Genomic DNA, 26,866 nt, shown 5'->3' with positions numbered 1-26,866 from the left:
TCAAAACGGCATTAGGGACATCAGCCGAGTTTACGCCAAGCGTTCTTTCCAAACCGCGATCTGCTCGCGAACTCGTTCAGGTGCGGTCGAGCCTTCACTGCAGAAGGCGGCGACCGCATTCTTCGTTCCCAGCACATCGAACACGCTCTCGTCGATCTCGGGGCTGAGCCCCTTGAGAGTTTCGATCGACAGGTCTGCGAGCGGGACGCCTTTCTCCATAGCCGCACCAACAATCGCGCCGACGAGGTGGTGAGCGGTTCGCTGAGGCATGCCTTTGCGGATCATCCATTCCATTAAGGTCGTCGCGTCGAGGTAGCCTTTCTCAATCCTAGCGGCGATCGACTCGCGTTTGAGTTTCGCACCGGCGACAATCGGCGTCGCGAGTTCTAACATCGCACGTGTCGTGTCGAACGCGTCAAACAAAGGCGGTTTGTCTTCTTGAAGGTCGCGGTTGTACGCCAACGGCAAGTTTTTGACGAGCAACATCAGCGTCTGCAAACTCCCCATCACGCGAGCCGATTTACCGCGAGTCAGCTCGAGCGTGTCCGGGTTAACCTTCTGCGGCATGATGCTGCTCCCGGTGCAGAATTGTTGCGGGATGGCGATAAAGTCAAATTCCACGGTGCTCCACAAAATCCATTCCTCGGCCCATCCGCTCAAGTGCGATGCGATCATCGACAACACGAACGACGACTCGAGTGCGAAGTCGCGATCACTGCTCGTGTCGAGACTGTTGGCCGTGACGCCATCGAAACCCAACGCGGCTGCCGTCTGCTGGCGATCGATCGGCAGTGTCGTGCCGGCGACTGCGGCGATGCCGAGCGGCGACTGATTCACGCGAGCCCGGCAATCAGCAACCCTTCCACGATCCCGCTCGAGCTTCTCGATGTAGGCCAGCCAGTAGTGCGGGGCGAGAACCGGTTGAGCCCGCTGGAGGTGGGTGTAGGCGGGCAAAATGACATCAAAGTCATCGTCACAGCGACTCAGAAACGCACGCTGCAGACCGAGCAACAATTCGTCGATCGTGTCGAGCGACTCACGGATCCACATCCGAATATCCGTGCTGACCTGATCGTTTCGGCTACGGGCCGTGTGCAGTTTTCGGCCCACGTCACCGGTCGCGTCGATCAAGGCTTGCTCGACGTGCATGTGGATGTCTTCGAGTTCAAATCGCAGCGGCAGTTCACCTCGATCGAGCCGTCCGCGGATCACCTCCAATTCATCGCGAATTTGGACAAATTCCTCCTCAGTGATCAAACCCACACTGCGGAGCATATCGGCGTGAGCGATCGAGCCACGAATGTCCTGCTGGTACAAACGCGAATCGAAAGTAATGCTTTCGGCGTAGGCTTCGAGTCGTTGGTCGGTTTCGGCGGCGAACACGCCGCTGCGGGAGGGACTGGCCACGGTTGACTTTCAAACGGGTGTGGGTCGAAATGAAGGCGATTGCCTGTAGTTGGGTTAAGATGGCTCAATCCGCTTTCGCTGAAAACCGGACGTTTGCCTATCCGAGCCCGCCCGTCACCAAATTTCTCCCTCAGAACTTTGCTCCCATGTTATTTCAACGCTGGCCAACGGCGCCCAAGTTTTCTTCGATTGCCTTCGCCTCCTGGGGATCGTTGGCGATGCTGCTCGCGACGGCCGTTTCTGCCACGGGACAGAACATCACATTTGCACCGCCGGCACGGGCGACCACGTTGGTGAATGCCGCCTCAGGCGCCCCGTACGGGATCGCGTCGATCGAGATCCCGCTCCGCAACCCGGTCCTGGGTAACGGTCCGCCGCCGCTGGGCCTAGCCGCATCGCCTTCACCAACCTTTTTCGTCGTCAGCGAGAATGTGCAGTCGAGAGCTGCGAGAATGCCGTCGGAGATGCCTCTTCCCCGGTTGGGCCAGGGCCGGTTACTCGGACGTGTCGGTAATCTGATCCGCGAAATTGCCGGCGGGGACGAAGACCGAATGGAAACCGTTGCCCGCCGAATCACGTTCCTCTTCGAAGGCGACCAGCCCTTCTCGGTGCAAGTCGTTGACCGAAACGGAGTGGTCGGCACGTTCGACATTCAGCCCGTTAACGACGCAAATCTTCGCCAGGGACTGCTGACCGAGTGGTGGACCGATTTTACAAACCAGGCGAAAGAACAAATCGACGCCACCGACACACCGCCATGGGTACAGACTTATTTAGTTGGGATGCTATCCGGACGGACCGGACTGCCATTGCCAAATTGGTACGGAAAGTCTGACGACGACGAAAACGACGATCCGCTATTGATGACATTGAACTGGATCGGGGGAGCCGCCAAGGTTTCCGATCGTGTCTTCGCGTCTGCTGCCGCAGGACGTGACCTCGACGCCATCACGGCGAACGGGTCGACCGACGTTGCCGCGTTACCATTGCCGGCCCCGATCGCGTGGCAGCCGACGACACATCCCATCGATCCGGCAGCGCCGCAACCGGAAATCGAACCACTCGCCGATCACATTCCACCGGAATGTTTCTACATCCGCTATGGCAAATTCGAAAACTATTTGTGGTTCCAAGATCTCACCGACGAACACGGCGGCGACATCTCGCGAATGATCACGCTCAGCGGCTTGTCTAACGATGGGTCAGCTCGTTTGACGAAACAACTCGGAATTCAAATGACAGCGATGGGCCGGATGTTGGGCCCAACCATCATCACCGACCAAGCCATCATTGGACGTGACCTGTATCTTCAAGACGGTGCGGCGATGGGCGTTGTCTTTCAGCCGACCAACACGTTCCTCTTGCGATCGAGTTTGAACAATGACCGCATGACGCTGGCGAATTCATCCGACGAGATCACACTGAAGAATGTCAAGTTGGAAAACGGCGAAGGAACGTTGATGCGTTCGACCGACAACTCGATCCGCTCTTTCATGGTCGAACGAGATGATTTCATCTGCATCACCAACAGTGAGACAATCGCGGAACGTTTTCTCGAAGTCGGAAGTACGGGCGAGTCACTCGGCAAGACCGATGCGTTCCGATTAGCCCGAACACTTCACCCGCTCAGTCTCGATGACACGATCTTTGCGTACTTCTCGCCTGAAATGTTGCAGGGATTGCTTTCGCCTCAATACCTCATCGAACTTCGTCGGCGGATGCAGTCCGAAGCGGACATCGCAATGGTCCATCTGGCACGCGTGGCGGCGGCATCTCGGTCGATCGGTCAGAATGAAACGGCACCAGGAAGCGACACTCCCATCCAAGATATCGAACCTCTCGTCGCCGCCGGTTACCTCCCGGTAGGATTTGGCGAGCGGCCCGACGGCAGCGGAGTATTCACGATCGGCGATCGCGTGCTCGACACGCGGCGAGGTGCGCGAGGTTCCTTTCTGCCGATTCCGGACAGCCCGGTGGAGTCTGTCACGGCGACCGAGGCTCGATGGTTCGAAGAGATTTCAGAAGCGTACGGGCAACAATTCCGCAGCTTTGATCCCATCTTCGTTGGCGTCAAACGCGAACTCATTGAGCCGCTCGCTGGCGCCGATGGTTCACCGGGCGTGCAAGAGACCGAACTCCGCGAGCGGCTCATCGTGCACGCAGAAATCGCACCGTGGCAACCAGAGAACTACGGATCGTGGGCCAAACAGCTAGGTCCGCCCACACCGGTCGCAATTCGATTCGCACCCGATGACATTGTCGCCTTGCAGGCTCACGTGGCGAGCGACACGCTCGGACCGCCGACCCATCTTTTTGCTGCGATCAAGGATTCCAATCCCCCACAACCGGAGGCGTTCGATGGAATCCTCGGCAGCTACCAAGCTCTCAAAACACTGCCCGGCTATCTCGGCGCCTGGCCATATCCCGGAACGCTCGACCGTCTGCCTCTCGGTCTCGGTCGCGGACAACCTATCGGCCCGAACATGAGCCGTTTGCTCGGCGGTATTTTTCGTTACACCGGAGGTGAATTCAGTATCCTGTCGTTCCAACCTGAAATCCTAAACCAGACGGTGCCTCAAATCGCTGCCGAAGAAGTCAGTGACTCGGCACAAGTACGCGCCCACATTGGCAACCTTCGTGGCAGCGAACTCGAAGGTTGGGTCAATGAATATCTCTATCAACGCGCATCGGCGACCAGCGCCGCCGGTGCTGACTTCCTGGCATCACTGAGTAATCTGCTCGGCTGCGCACCAGAGAACGCCATCGAGCAAGCCAACCTGATACTTGGCGGTGAAGTTCAATGTGCACTCGGGGGAACCTATCAAGCTCTCCCGCATATTGCGGGGTCATCCGCCGGACCGCATTGGGTTAGCACGGCGTGGGGCGAAGGTAATCGAGTGCCACCGTCCATGCCTCCGCTGAGTTACCAGGCTCCGATCATGCAGTGGTTCCGGGGCGCTGACGCGACCGTGACCCAGTATGCCAATCGCCTCGTAGCGGATGCTGTCATTGAAATCGCTCGCGTGCGTCCCAAACCGTCCGCAGGCCTGTGAAATCGCATCCCAATGACGGAAACTCATTTCGCATGCGAATGCGTCTTTTTCCGCTCATCTTCGTTTTCATGACCTGTCTCTTTTTCTTCGGGTTCGTAACGCTGTTGGCGTTTTCGCCCGAACCTGAGGTCGCGATCGTGATCGGAATGATCATGGTCCCGCCAGGCCTCTTTCTCTTTTTGCTCGGCATCACGATGACGATGCAGTTCGTTGCCGTTGATGGGGCAACGAATCCGCCTCGTGTGTCGTTCCGCCTGCCCAAATCAGGTTCAGCCCCCCTGGCGCCGATGATGCTTAACCACCGCACGATGGATGCGGACGCGATCTCCCGCGTTGACGTCGTGCTGCGTCCGAATTCTGCCGCCATTGGTGGATGCGAGCGACTCTATCATCTGCGAACCAATGACGGCGACTACTATTTCAATTCAGTTTGGTTTCCCAATTGGAGCCTGTTCGACGAATTCCTAGTCCGACAGGAAATCGAAACACGTGTCGGCAGCCCTGATGCAATCATGGATACAGTCGATATTGCGAACGAGAAAAGATCTTTTCTCGAATCAGAGATAAGAGGTTGCGGGCGTGTGATGAAATGGGTTTTAGTCTTCATCGCCTTCACGGGTCTCACCGTCGCATTGTTCGGAAACGCGGGAGACCGTCGTGGCGGATTGATCGCTGTCGCAATTGCAACGAGTGCACTCGGCGTCGTCCCGATGATCCGCAACTACCGTCGATTGAAATAGATCGTTTAAGACGACACGAACGGAGATGAAAGCCAACGAAAAAACTCTCCGCGATCAATCCGTCTTCTTACGATTCACGGCACCAATCTCTAGTGCCGAAGTGCCTCGCTCGGCGACAATTTCGACGCAGCGAACGCGGGCAGCAAGCCGCCAAGGAAACCGACGACCAACGCGATGACGAGCCCCTGCATCACCACTGCAGGCTGAATCCGACCTTCGATCAGTCCGTTCACCGCAGGCATTTGCGTCAGCAGCGAAACCAAGAAGAAAGAGACGGCAATCCCGATCGCGGCACCAATTGCGCTGAGTAGGATCGACTCGATCAGAATCATGGAAATGATGCGAACGCGTGTCCATCCGATCGCACGCAGCAATCCGATCTCGAGCGTTCGTTCCTGAATCGACATGAACATCGTATTGAGAACGCCGATCGATCCAATCACGATCGCAACGGCCGAGGTCAGCCACGCCATCGCGACGGCGAGCTGGATTTCCGACAACGACTCCACATGCTCACGTGTCGGACGCACTTTCACTTCTGATTCCATCGCTTCGACTTGTTTCGAAATGCGATCCAACATCGCTTTGTCACTCGCATCGGACGTGATGATACTGAATCCCGAAACTTCACCTTCCCGGCCCATCAGTCGTTGCAATTCCGCAACCGAAACCACCAGCGAACCGTTCTGCAGCACGTTAAAACTCTCGAAGATTCCAACAATCTCATAGGGTTCTTCTTCAACGACTTCGATTTGATCGCCGACCTTTTTACCCAAACTGTCGGCCAGCGTAATACCGATCATGACACCGCGTTCATCGGTTTTCAGCAACCGTCGACCGCTGACCGGCTCCATTGCATCGAACACCTGCGTTTCGGGGATCAACCCACTAACCGGAACGACGTACAACCCTTCATCGGGAAACGAGACGACGTCGGCGAGGCCAGGAATGACCTCAACCACTCCGTCGAGCGCCGCGATCTTGTCGCCGAGTGATTCCTCGAGCGTACTAGTCAACCGTCGGGCACTTCCCGAACGCACAACCAGCAGATCGACTCCGGCACCTTGGTAAAAATCCATGAACGTCGCTTTGAAACCGTTCGCGATCCCGACCAGCGATACCACCGCACACACAGCCAATGCCACCGCGACGAGTGTCAAGCCGCTGCGTAATGGGCGACGCATCACATTGCGATACGTCATTGTTATGAAATTCATCGGAATGGCCGAACGATGTGAGAGGACAGAAGTAAAACGTCAGGAAGGATAATGAAACGCGAGTGACAGCGAATCTGCTCAGGATAGCCAATTCGATTGATGATAATCGATGGTGGTTTCAATGATGCGTGTTGCCAAGTCGGCTGACGGTCGGAACGATAACTCTTGTTCGGCACGTGATCCATTGCACACCCAACTGCCGCTGACGCCCTCACGAACTTTATCAAGATTTAGAAAAACGCGCCCGCCAAATCCGCGCATCACGATTTCACCACACCCACCAGCAAACCATCCGGCGGCACGAGGGATGCGGACGTGACGCAGCGGTCGTCGTCGTGAAATCGCAAATTCATCGAGAGACGCCGCTATCATTTCTGCTAATTCGACAAAGGTCACCGCTTGCGGGTCGGTCAGATAGTAGATCCCACGACCAGATCGACCTGCAGCGGTCAACGTCTCGAGACGCACACCGCGTTCACACGCCGCCAAAATTCCTGGCACTAGATCAGTAACACTGATATAGGAATATCGGAACGATTTGGACAACACGATATTCCATCCCGATCTGACGGTCTTATAAAGAGCCAACAGATTGCGGTCACCAGGGCCAATAACGCACGGAGGACGCACGATCGTGATCGGCAGTTGACCTGCCAACCCGTGAAGAACTCCTTCCGCTTTGAGTTTGGTGCGACCGTAATGCGAAACCGGGTGACATTCATCGGTCTCGGTAACCCCGGTCTCCACCGACGCACCGGCCCCCTCGCCCCCGGAACGATCACTCGGAATCGGGCCCGCCACTGCGAGCGAAGAGACGTACGCAAAGGACGGCGGATCGGGTAGCGATGCAGCGGCACTCGCGACAACGCGTGTTCCCTCCACGTTAATGCTTTCCGAGAGCGCGAACGAGCGCGTCGCTACCGACGCGGCAAGATGAATAACGCAATCCACTGATTTCATCGCCTCGGCCACCTTCGACGCGTCACGAACGTCGCCTGCGATTTTCCGCAGTTGGCCTCCTTGATCGCTCGCGTCCGCCTGCGACCTGCTCATTGCAACCACCTCATTCCCGTCAGCCAATAGGGAATCGACCACGTGACGACCGATGAATCCATTCGCTCCGGTAACCAAAAATCGCGTCACAAAGTTGACCTCATGAGTTTTTACGCAGACTAACGCGAGATTTTGTATCAAAAACGTGCCCCCACCGCTTGGGTGATAGGGAGGCTGCTGATGACCCAAAATATTCGGTGAAACCTTGAATTTCGCGTGAACCGTAACACCCGCACAGTTATCGACACCACCACAACCGCAACTGATCCCCCACACAGGGTGTATTATTTTCCCCTTTCCGCCTAAATTGTCGCAAAGGTGGGGCTAGCGTTTGGCGTGCGCGATTTTCAGGGTGAGGCAACGATCGTCTCCTCACCCGAAAAAGGCTGACGTCAGCCGATCCGCGTGCCGCCTTTGAGCTGTCGCACGTTATCTATTTCTCTGGCAGCCCAAGCAGGCAAGCACATCAAAAATTCAAATTTAATATGAATGCCTGACCGAACTCCCTTCGGAACAGGCATAGACGAGAAAAAGCAGCCTCCGCTCACGATCATGATCGGAGCAGCCTCTCCCGAAACAATGTTATGAGAAAATTGTTCCTGCCATCGAAAGACACGCATTCGGTCGTCGATCTGCTTCGGACATGGGCGGACGTTCAACCGGACAAAATGTTGTATCGGTTTTTGAGGGCGGGAGAAAAAGGCGGATCAACGTTCGCGCCGATCGCGGATCCGGATTCGATCCCCGAATCGGAAGGTTACACGTATGGGGCAATGGACCGACAAGCTCGCAGGATCGCTGTTTGGCTGCGGCAGCGAGTACAACCTGGCGAATGCGTGGTACTCGCATTTCCGCCCGGTCCGGAATACCTCGCTGCATATTTTGGATGCCTCTATGCGGGCGTGATCGCAGTGCCCGCCTATCCACCACGACGCAACCAACGCGATGCACGATTGCGTGCGATCATCGCCGACGCCGAAGTCAAAATCGGATTGACGTCAGCTTCCCTGGTCGAGTCAATCCAAGCGGCCGAATCTATCGGCGAATCGGACGACCAATCTGAGAGTTGGTCCGTTGTCACGTGGCATTCGATCGACTCGATGGATCCGAATTCCGCCGACGACTGGGTGCGCCCTGATCTCGATCGAGCGACAACCGCGTTCTTGCAATATACATCCGGTTCAACCGGTTCGCCCAAGGGCGTGATGGTGACGCACGGAAACTTGTTGCACAACCAACATTTGATTCAGTCGAGCTTCCGCTCGACCCGCGACGACACGCTCGTCGGATGGTTGCCATTGCATCATGACATGGGTCTGATCGGCAATTCACTGCACCCACTGTACCTCGGTGGCGACCTCGTCTTCATGTCGCCGATCGACTTCCTGCAAAAGCCGTCTCGATGGCTGCGTGCGATTTCGCAATTCAATGGCACCGTCGCGGGCGGACCAAATTTTGCTTATCGCATATGTGCCGACGAAATCACCGACGCTGAACTCGACGGTGTGGATCTCTCTTCCTGGCGAGTCGCGTTCAACGGCGCCGAACCGATCGATTCGCGTGTGCTGCGTCAATTCGCGGAACGATTTGCGGGTTACGGATTCACACACGACCAATTCTGTCCGTGCTACGGCATGGCGGAGACGACACTCTTGGTCAGCAGCAGCGTTCGCGAGGAACCAGTTCGCGAAATCCCACGGCGAGGAACCACCGAAGAAACGGACGAGTCGCGTTCACACTGGATCGGTTGTGGTGTGCCCGATGACAGCATGGATGTTCGAATCGTCGACCCGGAAACCAAGATCGAAAAACCGGCAGGTGAGATCGGTGAGATTTGGATCGCCGGGCCCTCCGTCGCCGCAGGCTATTGGAAAAACGCAAAGAAGACTCACGAAACCTTCGAAGCGACCATCGCCGGTAACGACAAATGTTACCTGCGTACCGGTGACCTCGGGCTGATCGACGATGAAACGTTTCCCGGCGAATTATTCGTTACCGGGCGGTGCAAGGACCTGATCATCGTTCACGGGGTCAACCATTATCCACAAGACATCGAGAGAACCGCAGAAGCAGCGCACGCGGCCAACGCGATCGGCGGCGGTGCCGCATTCTCGATCAACACCGACGATGGTGAACGAGTCGTGATCGCTCAAGAGTTGCGGCGATCTCAACGGCGCGACGCCAACCCGGATGAAGTCATTGACGCGATCCGGACCGCCGTGATGCAAGAGCATCAGTTGGTACCGACCTCCATTTTGCTGATCCGTCCCGGCGGCGTTCCCAAGACCACGAGTGGGAAAGTCCAACGTTCTGAAGCTCGTCGGCGTTTCGAAAACAACGAATACCGCGTCCTGCACCGCTGGGATTTGCCGACCCCAACTGCCACGCAACCGACAACACAAACGCCTCATTCGACCTCGCACGAGGCCGCCACGATTACATCGTGGTTGATCGAGAAAATTGCCGCTCGTGTGAAGTTGCCCGCCGAAGCGATCGAAGTCAGCGAGCCTGTCTCCCGCTACGGCCTCGACAGTGTCGGCGCGGTTCGCCTTGCCGGTGAACTGTCCGATTGGCTCGACCGCGACATTCCCGCAACGCTCGCCTACGAGTATCCAACGATCGCGAGCCTTGCGAACCATCTGGCGGGCAACGACTCATCGTTGCTGGCGTCTGACGAACCCCGTCGACGCAAATCGAAATCAAACGACCGCCATAGCGAACATCATGCGGGATCAAGTGGCCCGGTGGCGATCGTCGGAATCGGATGCCGTTTTCCATCCGCATCCAACCCGAAAGAATTCTGGAACGTGTTGTTCAACGGAGTGGACGCCACGGGTGAGTGTTTGCATCGCGGCGATTGGCCCGGCGAACAATCCCTCAATGGAAACCAATCCGACCCACCGATCCCGACACGAGGCGGTTATCTGAAAGACGTCGCGGGTTTCGACGCCCCGTTTTTTGGAATCAGTCCACGCGAAGCCGACGCGATCGATCCGCAACATCGTTTGTTGCTGGAACTCACCCACGAAGCGTTCGAGGACGCCGGCATTCCGATTGCCAGTATGTCTCAACACGACCCGACCCTCGAAGGTAATGAGCGTGTCGGTGTTTTCGTCGGCGTTGGCAATAACGACTATTTGCAGGTCAGTTCACCTGCCAATCCGGGCGGTGAAGTCACGGCTTACACGGCCACCGGCAACTCGATGGCGATGGCAGCGAACCGAATATCCTACACGTTTGATTTCCGTGGGCCGAGCCTCACGATCGACACGGCCTGCTCGTCCTCTTTGGTCGCCACCCACCAAGCCGTCCGGGCGCTCGGAGCGGGAGATTGCGATTACGCAATTGCCGCCGGTGTGAACCTGATCCTTTCCACCGACGCCACGCAATCGTTTACCAAAGCCGGGATGCTGTCACCGTCGGGTGTCTGCCGAGCATTCGACGAGGCCGCAGACGGATTTGTACGGGGCGAGGGTGGCGGTGCCGTTCTGCTGCGACCGCTCAGCGACGCACTGGCGGACGGCAACCGGATCTACGCAGTGATCCAGGGTTCTGCGGTTAACCAAGACGGGCGCAGCAACGGTTTGACGGCCCCGAGTCGCATCGCTCAGGCGGCCCTGATCCGCGAAGCACTTGACGATGCCGGGGTCACCAGCAATTCGATCGATTACGTCGAAGCACATGGAACCGGAACTCCATTGGGCGACCCTATCGAAGCACGCGCGATTCGCCAATCATTGATCGACACACCGGAGAACGCCGCTGATCCGAACGCCTCGCTAAAGATTGGATCCGTCAAATCAAACATCGGTCACTTGGAAGCCGCCGCCGGCATTGCGGGTCTGATCAAGGTCGCACTATCGGTCCAAAACGAAATCCTACCGAGACAGGTCAACTTCACCCAACCGACTCCGCATGTGGACTGGAGTTCGGGACTCTGCGTCGTCACAGAATCGACGCCATGGCTACGAAGCATCGATCGACCACGACGCGCCGGCATCAGTTCATTCGGCTTCGGTGGCACGAACGCACACGTCATCATTGAAGAGCCACCTGAAGTACCAACCACTGGACAGGAGACAGCCGCCTTTTCACCAGGCCTGTTAGTGTGTTCGGCTAAATCAGACACCGCGTTATCGTCAATGGTCGATGCGGTCGAATCCGTCGCCCCGACCGAGGACTTCTCGTCACTGGCTTACACATTGGCGGTAGGCAAAAGCCACTACCGGCACCGTGCCGCGTGGGTCGGAGATGCCTCAAGCTCGCGTCCTGAAAACTCGTCGGCATGGATCCAAGGGGTGGCCCGCCGTGAAGCGTCAGTCGACTGGTATTTCAGTGGGCAGGGGGGATGCCATCTCGGCGCGGGTAGCAAACTTTACAATGAAAACGCTGCGTTTCGGCATGAGTTCGACGTTGTCGCCGAAGCCTTCGCCGCCCAAACCGGCCACGACCTGAAACAACGGCTATGGAGCACGAAAGAACATTGGCTGGAAGTCTGGATCCAGCCCGCGTTGTATTGCCTGCAGGTCGCGACGGCTCGTTTTTGGTCCTCGATCGGGGTGCGACCTCAACGTGTCGTCGGTCACAGTTTGGGTGAGTTCGCAGCAGCCTGCATGGCTGGCGTTTTCGAATTCGAAGATGGCCTGACACTCGTCACTCGTCGCGCTGAATTGACCGGACGAATCAAACAACGCGGTGGCATGCTGGCTGTATTCTCGGACGAAACCACGCTACGACGAACCATCGCCGATTTCGAGGGACGTTGCGAAATAGCGGCCGTTAACGGTCCCAAGCAAACCGTCATCGCATCGCTCCCCGATACACTCGACGCATTGACCGATTTTCTGAAGGGACGCGGAATCGTCTCTCGCCCGATGTCAACGACCCACGGGTTCCATAGCTGGTTGATTGATCCGATCTTGGACGAGTTCGAACAAGCGGTAGCAATGACTGCGATGATGCCGCCGTCGTTGCCATTTTTGTCCTCGCAAACCGGTCAAATCACCGAAGATAAAATCGCAACCGCAGCTTATTGGCGAAACAACTTGCGTGGCGCGGTCCGATTTGACCTCGTACTGAATGAGATGTCCAAAGTGACGTCTCCTTCCGGTGACGCAGCACTGGACGTCCCCACGCTCGGCATGGAAATCGGAGCCGGCAATACACTCGCCGCACTCGCGCGGTCCGCAAAAGTTGGTTTAACCGTCCTACCAGGTTTGCTCGCTGATACCGACGCCCCAGCCAAAAAGCCGGGTTCGTACTGGGACACGCTCGCCAACCTCTACGTCTACGGCGTGGACTTCGATTGGCAATCAGCCCTCGGTGGGACCGCACCGATCATTTCATTGCCAACCTACCCGTTTGATCGTCAACGCCACTGGGTCCACCGCAACGATGCGATCAATACTGCGCAGACACACTCGGCATCGATACCAATCGTTGCACCCGAGCCAGGTACGACAGCGACCGGCACGCGGCTAGACATCGCCAGCGACGACGCGGTGTTTGAAACACGTTTTGATGCCAACTCCTATTTGGCTGACCACCGCGTCGGTGAATCCGTGGTCTTCCCCGCGGCAGGCTTCATGCGTTGGGCGATCGCAGCGGGACAGGCCGTCCAGAATGAAAGCGAAGACGTATCCGGCCCGCATGACGCGCGTTTGCGTGTGACCGAATTTCAAATTCTCCACGCGATGACGCTTGAGAACGATGCTCCTAAGCGATGCCAATTGGTGCTATCACGCTCGAGCGATTCCGACGCGGTCTGGAATGGCCGCATTCTTAGCCGGACGTCGAGCGACCGTTCTTCAGCGTCATGGCGACTGCACTCAACCTTCACCCTCACTCGTGTAGCCTCCGATGATTTGGCTTCCGATGAATCGGCGTCCCCAATCACGTTCAGTGATTCAACTAACGCGAGCCTAGCAAATCGGGATGTCGACGCGCATTACGAGCAACTCGAAGAAGCCGGAATGCACTACGGTCCTGCGTTTCGACTGATTCAGGAATTGAGATCAGCCGGAAAGATCGCAACAGCCATCATTGGCGTACCGCAAAACGGGCACGCCGCCGACTCGCATCACATCGGAACGCTCGACGCCTGTTTGCAAGTGATCGCCGCCTGCGGTGTCCGATGGGGTAAACGGGCTTGGGTTCCCGTCGGTACTGACAGGATCGAAACAACCTCCAATTTCCTATCGCAACTCGGCGACGATCGATTGCGGGTTACGGCCCGTCTGCTCGATCACAGCGCAGAAACCGCCGCCGCTGATTTGGTTATCGAACCGGAGACGAAAACGGATCTCCATTCGGAATCACAGATTGTCATCCGCGGACTACAACTCCGTGCCACGACTCCCGTCGATACCACCGAATTGATCCTGGCTGACGAATGGTTGCCGACCATTCGTGACTGCGAGCCCGCACACGCGCGACTCGCCAAACTCTCTACGCCGATACTCCGTGTGCAGCACGATGGACACGGCCCCGAGATACTGCGAGAGATCAGCGAATCACTCGAAACCGCCGCCGGTGAATGGACCCTTGAGATTTTGACTCGGCTCGGCGTCGATTGGCAAATCGGGAACACCTATTCTCTGCAATCTTTCACCGAATCGTCCGGTGTTTTGCCCGAGCATTCTCGGCTGCTCGTTCGATTGTTGCGAATCGCGGAAGAGATGCACGTACTGCGATGCGAACGTGTCGAGAACGCAAACCGATGGACTGTTATTGCCTGTCCGTCGGCAAACGCGTCTGACGGAACAGGACATCCACACGCAGCCAACGAATTTGCATTGCTGAACCGTTGTGCCGAAGCGACGGCAGACTTAATGCGTACGGGAAGCGATCCGCTACCGCTGCTGTTTCCTGCCGATGGCAAAATATCGGCCGCCGACGTTTATCGCGATTCCGTTGGTGGCAATCGACTGAACCAATTGGCATCCGGCGTCATTTCGAACGTAGTCAACGAATTGGCCCCCGGTCGTGGATTGCGAGTTTTGGAAATCGGAGCTGGAACCGGCGCCACGACGCGGGCGGTGCTCGATCAATTACCAGCGCATCGCTGCGAATACGTTTACACGGACGTCGCACCTGGATTCTTATCAGCGGCAAAACGAAATTTCGCCCAGTACGATTTCATTGACTACCGGGTCCTCGACATTGAACGCGATCCAGCTTCGCAAGGATTCGACGATTGCCTTGGAAAATTCGACCTCGTCATTGCTGCGAACGTTTTGCACGCGACCGCGGATTTGTCCGTCGCGATGAAGCACGTCCGAACACTGATACATCCTCAGGGCCAACTCGTGGTACTCGAGGGCACCCAACCCGCACGGTGGCTAGATCTAACGTTTGGGTTAACTCCAGGTTGGTGGCGTTTTACCGATACCGATCGCCGTCCCGAATACCCGCTCATTTCGACGGATGACTGGGCCGACTTGCTGTCCGAGGAAAGTTTTGACCTACCCGATTTTGTCGACCCCGCGTCGGGAGAACTGGATGGGGAAACAGCATCGACGGTTTCATCACCGAGTAAGATGATCGTCGCTACCCCCAAACCTGTCGCGACCGAAAATCGACGTTGGCTGGTCATCGACCACGGTTCGTCAACGATCACATCGTCCTTCGTCAAACAAATCCAAAATCTGGGAAGCCTAGCGGACACCATCACGGCCGACGATCCGGTAAGGCTTCGTGACGAAATCGGAAACAGTTGCTACACACTGACCCCGACCGACATCATCATCGTGTCGTGTAATGAATCGTCGGAAGATGCAAATCCGGCCGAGAGTCTGAGGCGTGCGAGTGAGAACTTACTCGCAACATTCCAATCGCTATTGAGCTGGCAGGCATCCAATCCGACCGCAGTATCGAATTTACGTTTGCGATGGGTTACCCGGGGTGCTCTGCCGGTCAATGCAGCATGCTCAAACGAGAACGGCATCTCGGCAGCGTCTTGTGTTGACCTGGTCGGCGGATCGTTGTGGGGCATGTGGCGGACGTTGACGCTCGAACAACCACAGTGGTCGTGTTCGGGAATTGATCTTGATCGATCCAATCCGGTCGATGTGAACACGAACGTCTTGATGGACGAATGCGGTTCAATCGAGATTCGAAATGAGGAGGTCTCGCTGCGTGGTGACCAACGTTTCGTTCGACAATGGAAATATCAATCGACGACCGATCCAACTGATCGCGGCCGCGTTTTGAGCGTCGGCGAACGAGGCTCACTCCACGGCCTCACGACGGAATCCCGCGTTCGTCGCGAACCGGGCGCGAACGAAATCGAGATCGCCCCCATTGCGGCAGGATTGAATTTCCGTGATGTGCTCAATGTGCTCGGTGCCTACCCAGGCAATCCTCCACTCGGTGCCGAGTGCGTGGGAGAAGTCATTCGAATCGGGACCGACGTCGAGAAAATTGACGTTGGTGACCGTGTCGTGGCGATCGCCGCCGACTCGATCGCCGATTACACGACCGTTCCTGTTTCATCGGTTTGTCGACTGCACGATTCGATTTCCTTCAACGACGCCGCCACCGTTCCAGTCGCGTTCCTAACTGCTGCGACTGCGATCGAAGAGATTGCTAACCTGAAAGCCGGCGAGTCGATCTTGATCCATTCTGCCGCCGGTGGTGTCGGAATGGCAGCGGTCCAAATCGCCCGCCACATTGGCGCGAATGTCTTTGCAACAGCCAGCGTGGACAAACACGATACGCTCAAAGACATGGGTGTCACCCAAGTCTTTGATTCGAGAAAGCCTGGATACGCTGAGGGAATTTCCGCCGCCACGGACGGGCTCGGTGTGGACGTGATCTTGAATTCACTCGGCGAAACATTCATTGACGAAAACCTCGCGGCCGCTTCACCCGCGTGTCGTTATGTCGATATCGCCTTGGCGAACTCCGCCGTGACGTCGCGAATCGCTGCGGTGAAACCCAACGTTCGGTACACGCAGTTGGACCTGTCGCAACGTTTGGCCGATTCTCCCGATTCGATCGCAGAACGTCTCGAACGCATTCTTCAGCAAGTCGAAAACGGGAACTATCACACCTTGCCGGTTCGCCCGTTTGCGTTTGACAACGCATCCGACGCGATGCAGTGGTTGCAAAGCGGACGGAACATCGGCAAAGCCGTCATCGAGTGCGTTCGTGAGAATTCTACCACTTCGGTAGCCGAACCGATCGCACGCGACCGCATTACCGGCCTACAACTGATTACCGGCGGGCTCGGTGGGTTGGGACTCCTGACGGCCGAACACTTGATTCAACAGGGAGCGACTCAGATCGCCTTGCTGACCCGACGTGAGGCGACCTCCGAAGAAAAATTGCTAATCGATCAATGGTGTGATCTCGGTGCAAACGTTCGTGTTGAGCAAGTGCAACTCCACGACATGATGTCCGTCGAACAAACGTTAACCCGACTGCGTGACCAGTGCGGTGCAGTCACTGGTGTTTACCATCTCGCGGGTGTTCTCGATGACGCCGTGATGGAACATCAAACATCCGACTCAATGAAACGTGTATTGACGGCAAAGGTCGACGGAGCGTGGAACCTGCACACCGCAACGCAGTCCGACCCGATCGCTGACTTTGTCCTGTACTCCTCGTTCTCGGCGTGGTTGGGGTCACCTGGCCAAGCCAACCATGCCGTCGCCAACGCGTTTTTAGATTCGTTAGCGGTACTTCGCCGTGAATCGGGATTGCCGGCGACTTCGATCGCTTGGGGACCGTGGGGACGCATCGGTGCGGCAGCGAAACGAGATCGGCTCGGGCGTGGCGACCTCGCGGGCATTGGCATGTTGATGCCCGACGAAGGCATCGAAGTGTTGAAGCGATTGCAACAATTGTCCGCGTCAGCACAGTCGTCGGATACGACAAATCCCGCGGCGGTAGCGGTCGTCCGTTTGCATTTAGATCGATTGCCCGCTCATTTGCAATCACACCGTTTGTTTGCAGGATTGATTCGCAGCCTAGACCGATCAGAAAACGCGGGGGGGCAGCAAGATTGGATAGAGGAATTAAAGCAACTTTCTGCCGACGATCGTCTGAAAATGGTGACACAACACATTCGTGACTCGATCGCGTCCTCCCTCGCTCTCAGCGGTGGCGATGCGGTGCCAATGGACCAACCCTTGTTCGACCTCGGGATGGACTCGCTGACGTCGTTGGAATTGGTAAATACCCTGCAATCGACGCTGGGCGTGCGAATCAGCACGATCGACCTATTTAATTTCCCTGACGTGCGCGCCCTCGCGGGCCGAATGGTCGAATTGCTGTCTGACACCATGGTAGAAACACCATATACAGAAAAGCAGGTCTGCCGAAACGCTGACACCAATCCTGAACTAGAATTAGGGGTTAGTCGGTCAGAGTCTCAGGCGAGTGATCCAACCGTATCGGAGGTCACAAGCGGCATGGCAGACGCTTCGGAAACCGAGATGCCGGTCGCGGAAGTGACGGATTTGCTTCGCGAAATTGGTGATTTGTCCGAACAATTTGAACGCTGGGGAGCCGATCAATGATCCAACTACCGAATTCCGATGACGCTGCCGATCAAGATCCGTCGCGTTCAGGTCGTGGTCCCCGCAATCCCGCCGCCGGTGAAAACACATCGGCCGCCGGAAACGTCAACATGGCGAGCGTGTTAGAAGCTCTCCGCAAAACAAAAGCGGGGATGCAGCGATTAGGTGACCGGCTGAGCGAACCGCTCGCCGTTGTCGGAATCGGTTGCCGATTCCCCGCGGCCCCATCCCCCGACGCGTTTTGGAATTTGTTGCAAAATGGTGATGCCGCCGACACACATGCAGGCGACCGCTGGAGCAGTGAACTCGCATCGGGACAAGAAAAACAACCCGGCCGCATCACCGCGAATCGTGTCGGATGGCTAGACCAAATTGATCAGTTCGACGCCGCTTTCTTTGGCATCTCCGGTCGTGAGGCGGTTTCGCTCGATCCCCAACAACGGTTGTTGTTAGAGGTTGCGTGGGAAACGCTCGAGAATGCCGGCATCGCACCCCAATCGTGTCGCGGCCGGCGGGTCGGCGCGTTCGTTGGCATGTGCAGCAACGATTACCTTTATCGGCTGACTCGTCGCGATCCCGAAGCGATCGACACGTACATGAGTACCGGCAATGCGCACGGTGCAGCGGCCGGACGTTTGAGTTACGTGATGGATTGGCGTGGCCCTAGTGTGGCCGTCGACACCGCGTGCTCGTCATCTCTCACCGCGGTGCACTTGGCCGCTCGCAGTTTGCGATACGGCGATTGTGACATGGCCATTGCGATGGGCGTCAACGTCATCCTGGCACCCGAACTGAGCATCAGCTTGAGCCAAGCCGGAATGCTCTCACCGACTGGACGTTGTCATGCGTTTTCGTCCGATGCCGATGGCTTCGTTCGTGGTGAAGGCTGCGGCGCCGTCTTGCTCAAACGACTCAGTGACGCGGTCAAGGATAACGATCCGATCTACTGTGTCGTCCGCGGCAGCGCGACCAACCAAGACGGACGCAGCGTCGGTCTCACCGCACCCAACGGTCATGCCCAACAGGCCGTCATCCGTGCCGCGATTGCAGACGCACGGTTATCCGCTGAACAAATCGACTACTTGGAAACCCACGGTACCGGCACACCTTTGGGCGACCCGATCGAGATCGACGCACTGCGTCAGGTGTTCGCACCATCGCGTGAGCCATCACGGCCCCTTCGCATCGGCTCGGTGAAAACCAACGTCGGACACCTCGAAGGCGCCGCGGGGATCGCCGGGATCATCAAGGTCATTCTGTCACTCAAGAACCGCTGCCTGCCCCCGCATCTGCACTGCGATCGATTGAGCGAAGCAATCGACTGGAATTGGCCTGTCGAAGTCACACGTGACAAACAGTCTTGGGAATCGCCACAACCGCGCGTTGCCGGTATCAGCTCGTTCGGTTTCGGTGGCAGTAACGCCCACGTCATTCTGTCCGATGCGCCCGCCGTCCATCCTCTCTCGCCCGCCGCATCGCCGGAAGGCACGGTGGTCGCTCGACCGGTCGCCTCAGGTCTCGAATTGGAATCAGGTCTCGAACCGATCAACAATGCAGGACCATCACTCTTTGTCCTATCGGCAAAGAGTTCTCTCGCCCTGCGGCAGTACGCGGCGAAATTTGTCGACGCGTTGTCCACTCAACCGCAATCTCTCAGTGACGTCTGCTTCTCGGTCGCCACGACCCGCGATTGTTTCGAACACCGGATGGGCATCGTAGCGGAGTCGTTAGAAGAGCTTATCGACGAGTTGCGACGGTTCGCCGACGGGAACCCATCTTCTCGAGTCATCAGTGAAGTTTCGGCATCAGAAAACCGATTGATCGGCGACGACCGTGTCTGCCTCCTCCGTGGCGTGGCGATGTCGTTTCTGCGAGGCGAAACGATCGAATGGAAAGATCATTTCCCCCCCACAGCAAAACGCGTCACGTTGCCAACGTATCCGTTCCAACGCAGCCGACGGTGGCTCGACGACGCACCGGTATGTTTGCCAATGTCAGCAATCTGCCCTTCGGAAATTGCCTCGATCGACAAATCCTTAACGCAACGAGATAACAACGCAGGCGACCCGAAATCCGTTGCCGCCTCGGCGACCAACGACACGCTCCTCAGCTCGCTCTTACAGCGAAAACTGAACTTGGCCGGTGATGAAACGATCTTCGAGACCGATCTCAGCTCGTTCTCTTACCTGCACGATCACGTTGTTCGCGGCATGACGCTGTTTCCTGCAGCGGGATTGGTGGAGTTAGCGTTGGCCGCAGGCAAAGCCGTTTCGCCAGCACTCAACGCGATCGAATCGCTGCAGATCGCTCGCCCACTTCCGATCCGTTCCGATGGACCAACGTGGGTGCAAGTCATCGTGTCACCGGGAGAACAGAACCGACGGCTTCGCGTCGCAACGTTGGATGCATCCAACGGTGGATCGTGGCGCACCGTGGCGGAATGTCAGTTGAAGACACAAACGCCGCAGACCGGTGTCAACCGAACTGCCGCAATCACTGACGACATCGAATTCTCTCGCGATGAACTCGCCGCGGACCATGAGATCACCAACCACGAACATTATCAGATCATGCGTGACGCCGGTTTGAATTACGGCGACACGTTCCGGGGTCTCCGCTCGCGGCGCGACGCCGTGGTCGGCCAACGTATAGTTTCGATCGGTGAAACCGGTCTACCGGAGACGCTCGATTCACATGGTTATCAAATGCACCCCGCGTGGCTGGACGCGTGTTTGCAGGTTGCCGCCGGGCTAATCCCTGAGTCGCAAAATGCATGGATTCCCGTCGGATTCGATCGAATCTCGGCGCACCGAATTCCGGCTCAAAACCAGCCATTACGAGTGATGGCGACGCGTCAAGGCAGCGACGACCTCTCGGCGATTGATGATTCGTTGTCGATCGACCTAACGATCAACGACGGTTCGGGGCAACTCGTGATGACGATCGAGGGACTCACACTCACCCCGATCGCGATTCTGCCAACAGGAAACAAACCGACCGCTGATGATATCTGCGAAACCACCGCTGGCACGTCACCGGAACGATCACCGGCTGAAATCCGTGAACATCTCCATGAACGAATCGCGGAAATCATGGGATTGGAACTCGACGAAGTTCCGCTCGCACAGTCACTCGACGCGTTGGGCCTCGACAGCCTGATGGCGTTCGAACTACGCGATGAAATGCAACAAGATTTCGGCATCGAAGTACCTCTCGATCTCTTTTTTGAAGCTAGCACGTTGGACACCTTTTTGAATCAAGTGATCGAACGAATTGCAACCGTCGATCCTCCTGTAGCAAACGAAGATGGATGGGTGGAGGGCGCACTATGAATACCTCGGACATGACCGCAGAAAAACTCTACCAAGAACTCGTAGACCGTCGCGTTGAGCTTTGGTGCCAAGGCAAGATGCTCCGCTTTCGCGCGCCCGACGATGCACTCGATCCCGAGATGATGACACTGCTTCGTCGATTCAAGAAAGATCTCATCGCGATCCTTCAACGCGAATCCACTCCGGAAGAAGACTCCAGCCGCGTTGAACCGACGACCGTTGGCCAGCAAGCACTCTACTTCCTTCATCTCTCGGCCCCGTACAGCCCCGCCTACAACGTCGCATCAGCCTGTCGCATCTGCACTCCCGTCGATGCCGCCTCTGTCAAAACGTCGATCGACCTATTGGTCCAGCGTCACGAATCGCTACGCACGACGCTCGAGATGCAATCGGGCAAACTACTCCGGCGGGTTCACCAAACCGGCAAGACTGATTTCGCCACAATCGATGTCGCTGGACAAACCGACGAGAGCATCTCGGCGATTGTTAAATCCGAATACGAAAGACCTTTCGATCTCGAGACCGGACCGCTCTTACGAGTGCGATGGCTACGCCGCGCGGACGACGAACAGATCCTCTTGATCGTATTGCACCACGTCGTTTTTGATGCGTGGTCCCTATGGATTCTTCAAGACGAATTGTTTCAGATTTTGGCGCAGGTTTCCGGTGGCGACATCGCGAAATTGCAATCGCCTCCTGCAACGTTCTCGGATTTCGTTACCGAACAAAAAGCGTGGGTCGAAGGCCCCGAAGGCGAAAAAGACTGGCTCTACTGGGAAGACGAACTCAGCGGCAAGCTTCCTAACTTGGATCTCGCAACCGATTTCCGTCGTCCCGCCCGTGCCGAATTTCGCGGCGCGACGCTACGATTCAATTTGCCCGAAGACCTTTCGACAGACCTGCGTAACCTTGCCAAATCGCTCCGCCTGACGCCGTTCGCGTTAACGCTTTCGATCTTCAAAACACTGCTGCATCGCGTTGCGGACCAAGATGACGTTATCGTCGGAACGACCACATCGGGACGATCGCGCAGCGAGTTCAATCATGTCATCGGCTACTTCGTCAACTCGCTCGCGGTTCGCTCAAACTCAAGCGACGATCCCACATTTTCAGATTTTGCCACTCAAGTAAAATCAAAAGTCCTCGGTGCGATCAAACATCAAGGCTATCCGTTCGCATCCATCGTCGACCGAATCGGTCGGCAACGAAACGGAAGCGGGAACCCCATTTTCAACGTCATGTTTGGTTTACAAAAACCTCGCTTCTGCGAAGTGGCGACATTGCTTGGCAATGATACCGCAGAAGTCGAATTGGGCGGACTTCGCGTTCGTCCGTACAAGATGCGTCAACAAGAAGGTCAATGCGACCTGACGATGGAATTGTTCGAAACGGAACACTCGTTCGTCGGAACTCTTAAATACGATACGGATCTATTCTCGGAAACGACCGCGCAGCGACTGAGCGATCAATTCATTCATCTGTGCCGCGAAGTCGTCAACGATCCACAGAAGCGACTATCGGAATACGATTTGGTTTCGCCGAACGAACGGCAGGAAATCATGTCGCTCTCAACCGCCGATACCTCATCATCGTGGGACGGCACACTGGCGCACCAATGGGTTCGCCGACATGCCGCGTCACGCCCCGACGCAATCGCCTGGATCTGCGAATCGGATCAACAAACCTACGAACATCTTGACCGGGCGAGTGATCGAATTTCGGCAGAACTGACCGAAAGCGGTGTTACGAACGGTTCGTTGGTGGCGTGTTGCTTCTCACGCTGTTTCGAAACGGCATCGATCATCCTGGGGATTATGAAAGCCGGGGCGGTCTACGTTCCGCTCGATTGCGAAAGCCCTGGACCGCGAATTCTTAGCTTGCTCAGTTCGTGCGGCGCCGAAACACTGATTACCGATCAACCGGAATTGATGTCGACATTGGAATCGAGCCCTATTCGCGTCATCCCCATTTCACGTGCGGTTGACCTAGTAACGGCCAATGACGAACTGAAACTCACCAACCGGACCGAGCCCTCGTCATCGAACGCAGCCTACATTCTGCACACGTCAGGATCGACCGGCAGCGCCAAGGGAGTCACCGTATCTCATGACGCGTTTGCTCGGCACATCGTTTCCATCAGCGAAGTCTACCAGCTCACCGAAGACGATCGTGTCTTGCAGTTCAGCAACCTCACATTCGACCCGTCGCTCGAACAGATGTTCTCGGCATGGTACGCCGGCGCGATGGTGGTCGCACGCGGGAACGAACTTTGGGCACCGGAAACACTTTGGGGCAACGTCGATCAACACGGGCTCACCGTCATTAACCTTCCGCCTGCCTATTTCCAACATTGTGGTGGCAAAGTCGAAAATGACGAAGACCTCTCGTCGTTGCGACTGATGATCCTCGGCGGCGACGTTTTCCCGAGCGAATCGGTTGCCACATGGCGATCACGAGGAGTGAAAATTCTCAACGCCTATGGTCCTACCGAAGCGGTCATCACCGCGACCACCCATGAAGTCTCACCAAAGCAATCTCCTCGATCCGCAACACCAATCGGCCGCCCACGCCCCGGCAGTCGTACGTACGTCCTCGACCACCAGGGCCGTCTCAGCCCGCTCGGTGCAGTCGGGCGTCTGTTCTTGGCCGGCCCCATGCTGGCCGACGGATATTGGGGAGACGCAGAACTCACTCGCAGCGTCTTTTGCAAAGACGTCTTCGATGAAGACTCCAACCCCGGTGTGATGTACGACACCGGTGACCGTGCTCGCTGGAACGCCGACGGACAACTCGAATTCCTCGGACGCGTCGATCAACAGATCAAGGTTGATGGGATTCGTGCCGATACCTCGGAAGTCGAGTCGGCGATTAACGCGATGCCGGACATCATGCGATGTTGCGTCCGATTGCATTGCGATGGAAATTCGGATCGATCGGGGCAATCCGAATTGATCGCATGGATCCAACCTTCGGACCGTGCAGCATTTATCGACGAAGCAGACCAAGAAACAGCCATCCAAACCAAAGTCATAACGCACCTGCGATCCGTTCTGCCACGATACATGGTGCCTCGGCGTATCGTGGTGGTGGAGTCAATGCCGCTAACCGCCTCTGGGAAAATCGCTCATCGTCAACTCCCACGTCCCGCCAAGAGCGATCGCCGGACGGTTTGCCAATACGTCGAGCCGGACAACCAATGGCAGTCAACGCTCGCGGAGATTTGGGCCGAAGAACTCGGGGTTTCCAAGGTCGGAATCAACGACAACTTCTTCGATTTAGGTGGGGCCTCACTGACCAGCCTGCGAATCATCACCCGAGCCAACGACGCCGGACTCAACCCGAATGACGGCCCAATGAAACCGGAACTGTTATTCGAATACCAGACGATTGCCGAACTTTATGAGCATCTCGGTGCTCCCGAATTGACTCCCTGTGGCCAGCCATGAATATCTTTCACTCAATCCTCGAAAGCGTCGGCACGTACCTGCCATCTCAGGTAGTTACGACGCGTGAGATACTCGATGGTTGCGTGCGTCCTGTGCGAGTCCCGCTAGAACGTCTGACCGGAATCAAGTCACGCCATTTCGCGGGTGAAGATGAATTTGCGATTGATCTCGCTACCAATGCGATCACGGATTGTTTGAAACATTCACGAATTCGCGCCGAACAGTTTGATCTCTTGATCAGTGCCAACATTTCACGTTGGGATGGTCCGAGTCGAGTCGGTTACGAACCATCCACCGCGATCGCGTTGAAGCAGTTGATGGGATTCGACAAGGCCATCGCGTTTGACATCTCTAACGCGTGCGCGAGCATGTGGACGGCAGTCTATGTGGCGGATGCATTCATTCAATCCGGCGCCGTTCGCAGCGCCATGGTCGTCAGTGGCGAATACATTTCGCACCTCACGCGGACCGCCCAGTTGGAGATGGAAGGGTATCTCGATCCGCAACTCGCCTCGCTCACACTTGGTGACGCCGGCGTTGCCGTTGCGATGAGCGCGTCGCCTCGACGAGGTGAAGGGTTCACCAACTTCGACATGTACACGCTAGGCCATTACAGCCGTCTGTGCATCGCCAAACCGAGCGATCAACCGCACGGTGGTGCCGTGATGCATACCGACGCGGTGAAAGTGACCGCAGCGATTGTCCCCCACGCCGCCGCTCACGCAGTCCATGTGTTGAAAGAGTCAGGACATCATGTCAATGACGTCCAACACATCATCCCGCACCAAACGTCGCGGTTGACGATCCGTGGTGCGATCGAAGAAATCGCCAAGCAGTTCCAAACCGACTGCACTGATCAAATGATCGACAACCTCGAGCAGCGAGGCAACACGGCGAGCACGACGCACTTCCTCGCATTCCGTGACAATATCGACAACGGCCGAATCCGAACGGGCGACAAAGTCCTCTTCGCGATCTCGGGCTCCGGCCAAACCAGTGGCACGGCCGTTTACAACTGCAACGATCTCCCCGATCGGATTCGCCGTGCGAGCGAGAACGGCAACGGAGCGTCTACCAACGGACATGCCGATACGCGACCTGACTTCCTTCCCGACGAATCGGTTAACGTCGCGATGTCGACGCCGTTTCGTTTCGAATCAATCGCAACCGCGACGCCTTCCTCTGGCGAACGTGCCGACACGATGAACCTGCTCGCCGAAGCCGCGGAATCGAGCATTCGTGGTGCGGGCGTCGATCGCTCAACGATAGAGCTATTGATCTCAACAGGGATTTACCGAACGGAGTTCTTAACCGAACCGGCACTTGCCGCTCTCTTAGCCGGTGATTTGAAATTAAATGCCGATCAGGCGGCGACCGATCCTGTTAAGTCATTCGCGTTCGACTTGCTGAACGGTTCGATCGGATTTCTTAACGCCTGTCACTTGATTTGCGAGATGGGTCGAGCGGGACGCATCGAACGAGCGATGGTGGTCGCCTCCGAAATCGAAAACAACGCTGACGTTCCCGATCAACCCACGTTGGGAATCACCGAAATGGCGTCCGCGGCGATACTGAGCGAGTCCGAAGACGGTGAAACCGGATTTCACGCATTCCGATTCGACCACTATCCCGAATTCCAGGACGACTACAAAGTCTTCGCGAACATCGAAAACAAAATCGGCAAACCGTTCCTGGAACACAGCATCAAGGACGATTGGAAGAACAGCCTTCTCCCATCGATCAAACAAAGCGTTAACCAATTCTTGAGTGATCAAACTTTGACATTGGAATCGATCGACTGGTGGCTGCCGCCGCAAACGTGCGATGAATTCCTGAAATCTCTTCGCGACGAATTAGGCATCTCCGAAGATCGCATGATCGTCGGCAAGGAACGCGGACCAGACGCGTTTACCTCGTCAACGCCGTTGGCAATGTTGGCCGCGGGAGTATCGGTAGGCGACGGCGGACACGATGGTCCACGACCCGCCACCGGTGATCTCGGATTGATCGTCAACATTGGCTCGGGTCTGCAGGTCGCCTGTGCCCTCTACCGATTCTAAGAACACCCATCGCGGCGCCCCCCATTAATCCCACA

General features: G+C 56.6%; 9 protein-coding genes. 6 read left to right on the top strand and 3 right to left on the bottom strand.

From position 1 onward, the window contains the following. Window positions 1-30: 30 nt before the first annotated feature. Window positions 31-1,407, bottom strand: coding sequence for an argininosuccinate lyase (argH, locus tag FHS27_RS28500; protein WP_009094598.1), 1,377 nt, complete (start codon window positions 1,405-1,407; stop codon window positions 31-33). A 146-nt stretch (window positions 1,408-1,553) separates the two neighbouring features. On the opposite strand from argH, the gene FHS27_RS28495 reads away from it, so the two are divergent. Both FHS27_RS28495 and FHS27_RS28490 read left to right on the top strand, forming a co-directional pair. Next, window positions 1,554-4,460: a hypothetical protein gene (locus FHS27_RS28495; RefSeq protein WP_246421178.1), complete on the top strand. Its 2,907-nt coding sequence runs from the start codon at window positions 1,554-1,556 to the stop codon at window positions 4,458-4,460. 32 nt (window positions 4,461-4,492) lie between these two features. Next, window positions 4,493-5,200 carry a hypothetical protein gene (locus FHS27_RS28490; RefSeq protein WP_184309453.1) on the top strand — a complete coding sequence of 236 codons (708 nt, stop codon included), beginning with the start codon at window positions 4,493-4,495 and terminating at the stop codon, window positions 5,198-5,200. Between the two features lie 89 nt (window positions 5,201-5,289). Here the strand turns inward: FHS27_RS28490 and FHS27_RS28485 are convergent, their stop codons facing one another. Further along, window positions 5,290-6,417 (bottom strand): ABC transporter permease, encoded by a 1,128-nt coding sequence (locus FHS27_RS28485; RefSeq protein ID WP_184309451.1) that lies wholly within the window; start codon window positions 6,415-6,417, stop codon window positions 5,290-5,292. A 78-nt stretch (window positions 6,418-6,495) separates the two neighbouring features. Next, a complete protein-coding gene (locus tag FHS27_RS28480; RefSeq protein WP_315854738.1) occupies window positions 6,496-7,560 on the bottom strand; it encodes an NAD-dependent epimerase/dehydratase family protein in 1,065 nt (354 codons plus the stop codon). A gap of 494 nt (window positions 7,561-8,054) precedes the next feature. On the opposite strand from FHS27_RS28480, the gene FHS27_RS28475 reads away from it, so the two are divergent. The 4 genes from FHS27_RS28475 to FHS27_RS28460 are packed head-to-tail and all read left to right on the top strand — an operon-like array spanning window position 8,055 to window position 26,831. Then, entirely contained in the window at window positions 8,055-17,993 is a 9,939-nt protein-coding gene (locus FHS27_RS28475; protein WP_184309447.1) for a type I polyketide synthase, read from the top strand. Beyond that, entirely contained in the window at window positions 17,990-21,325 is a 3,336-nt protein-coding gene (locus tag FHS27_RS28470; RefSeq protein ID WP_184309445.1) for a type I polyketide synthase, read from the top strand. Before FHS27_RS28475 ends, FHS27_RS28470 begins: the two co-directional genes overlap by 4 nt. Then, window positions 21,322-24,771, top strand: a complete 3,450-nt coding sequence (locus FHS27_RS28465) for a non-ribosomal peptide synthetase (protein WP_184309443.1) — start codon at window positions 21,322-21,324, stop codon at window positions 24,769-24,771. Before FHS27_RS28470 ends, FHS27_RS28465 begins: the two co-directional genes overlap by 4 nt. Next, window positions 24,768-26,831: a 3-oxoacyl-[acyl-carrier-protein] synthase III C-terminal domain-containing protein gene (locus FHS27_RS28460; RefSeq protein WP_184309441.1), complete on the top strand. Its 2,064-nt coding sequence runs from the start codon at window positions 24,768-24,770 to the stop codon at window positions 26,829-26,831. The genes FHS27_RS28465 and FHS27_RS28460 overlap by 4 nt, the downstream gene beginning before the upstream one ends. The last annotated feature ends 35 nt before the right edge of the window (window positions 26,832-26,866 follow it).

Origin of the sequence: Aporhodopirellula rubra, from assembly GCF_014192335.1 — a bacterium.
GTDB lineage: Bacteria > Planctomycetota > Planctomycetia > Pirellulales > Pirellulaceae > Rhodopirellula > Rhodopirellula rubra.
The sequence above is the reverse complement of the archived record's forward strand: the minus strand, read 5'-3'. Positions and strand labels throughout refer to the sequence as shown.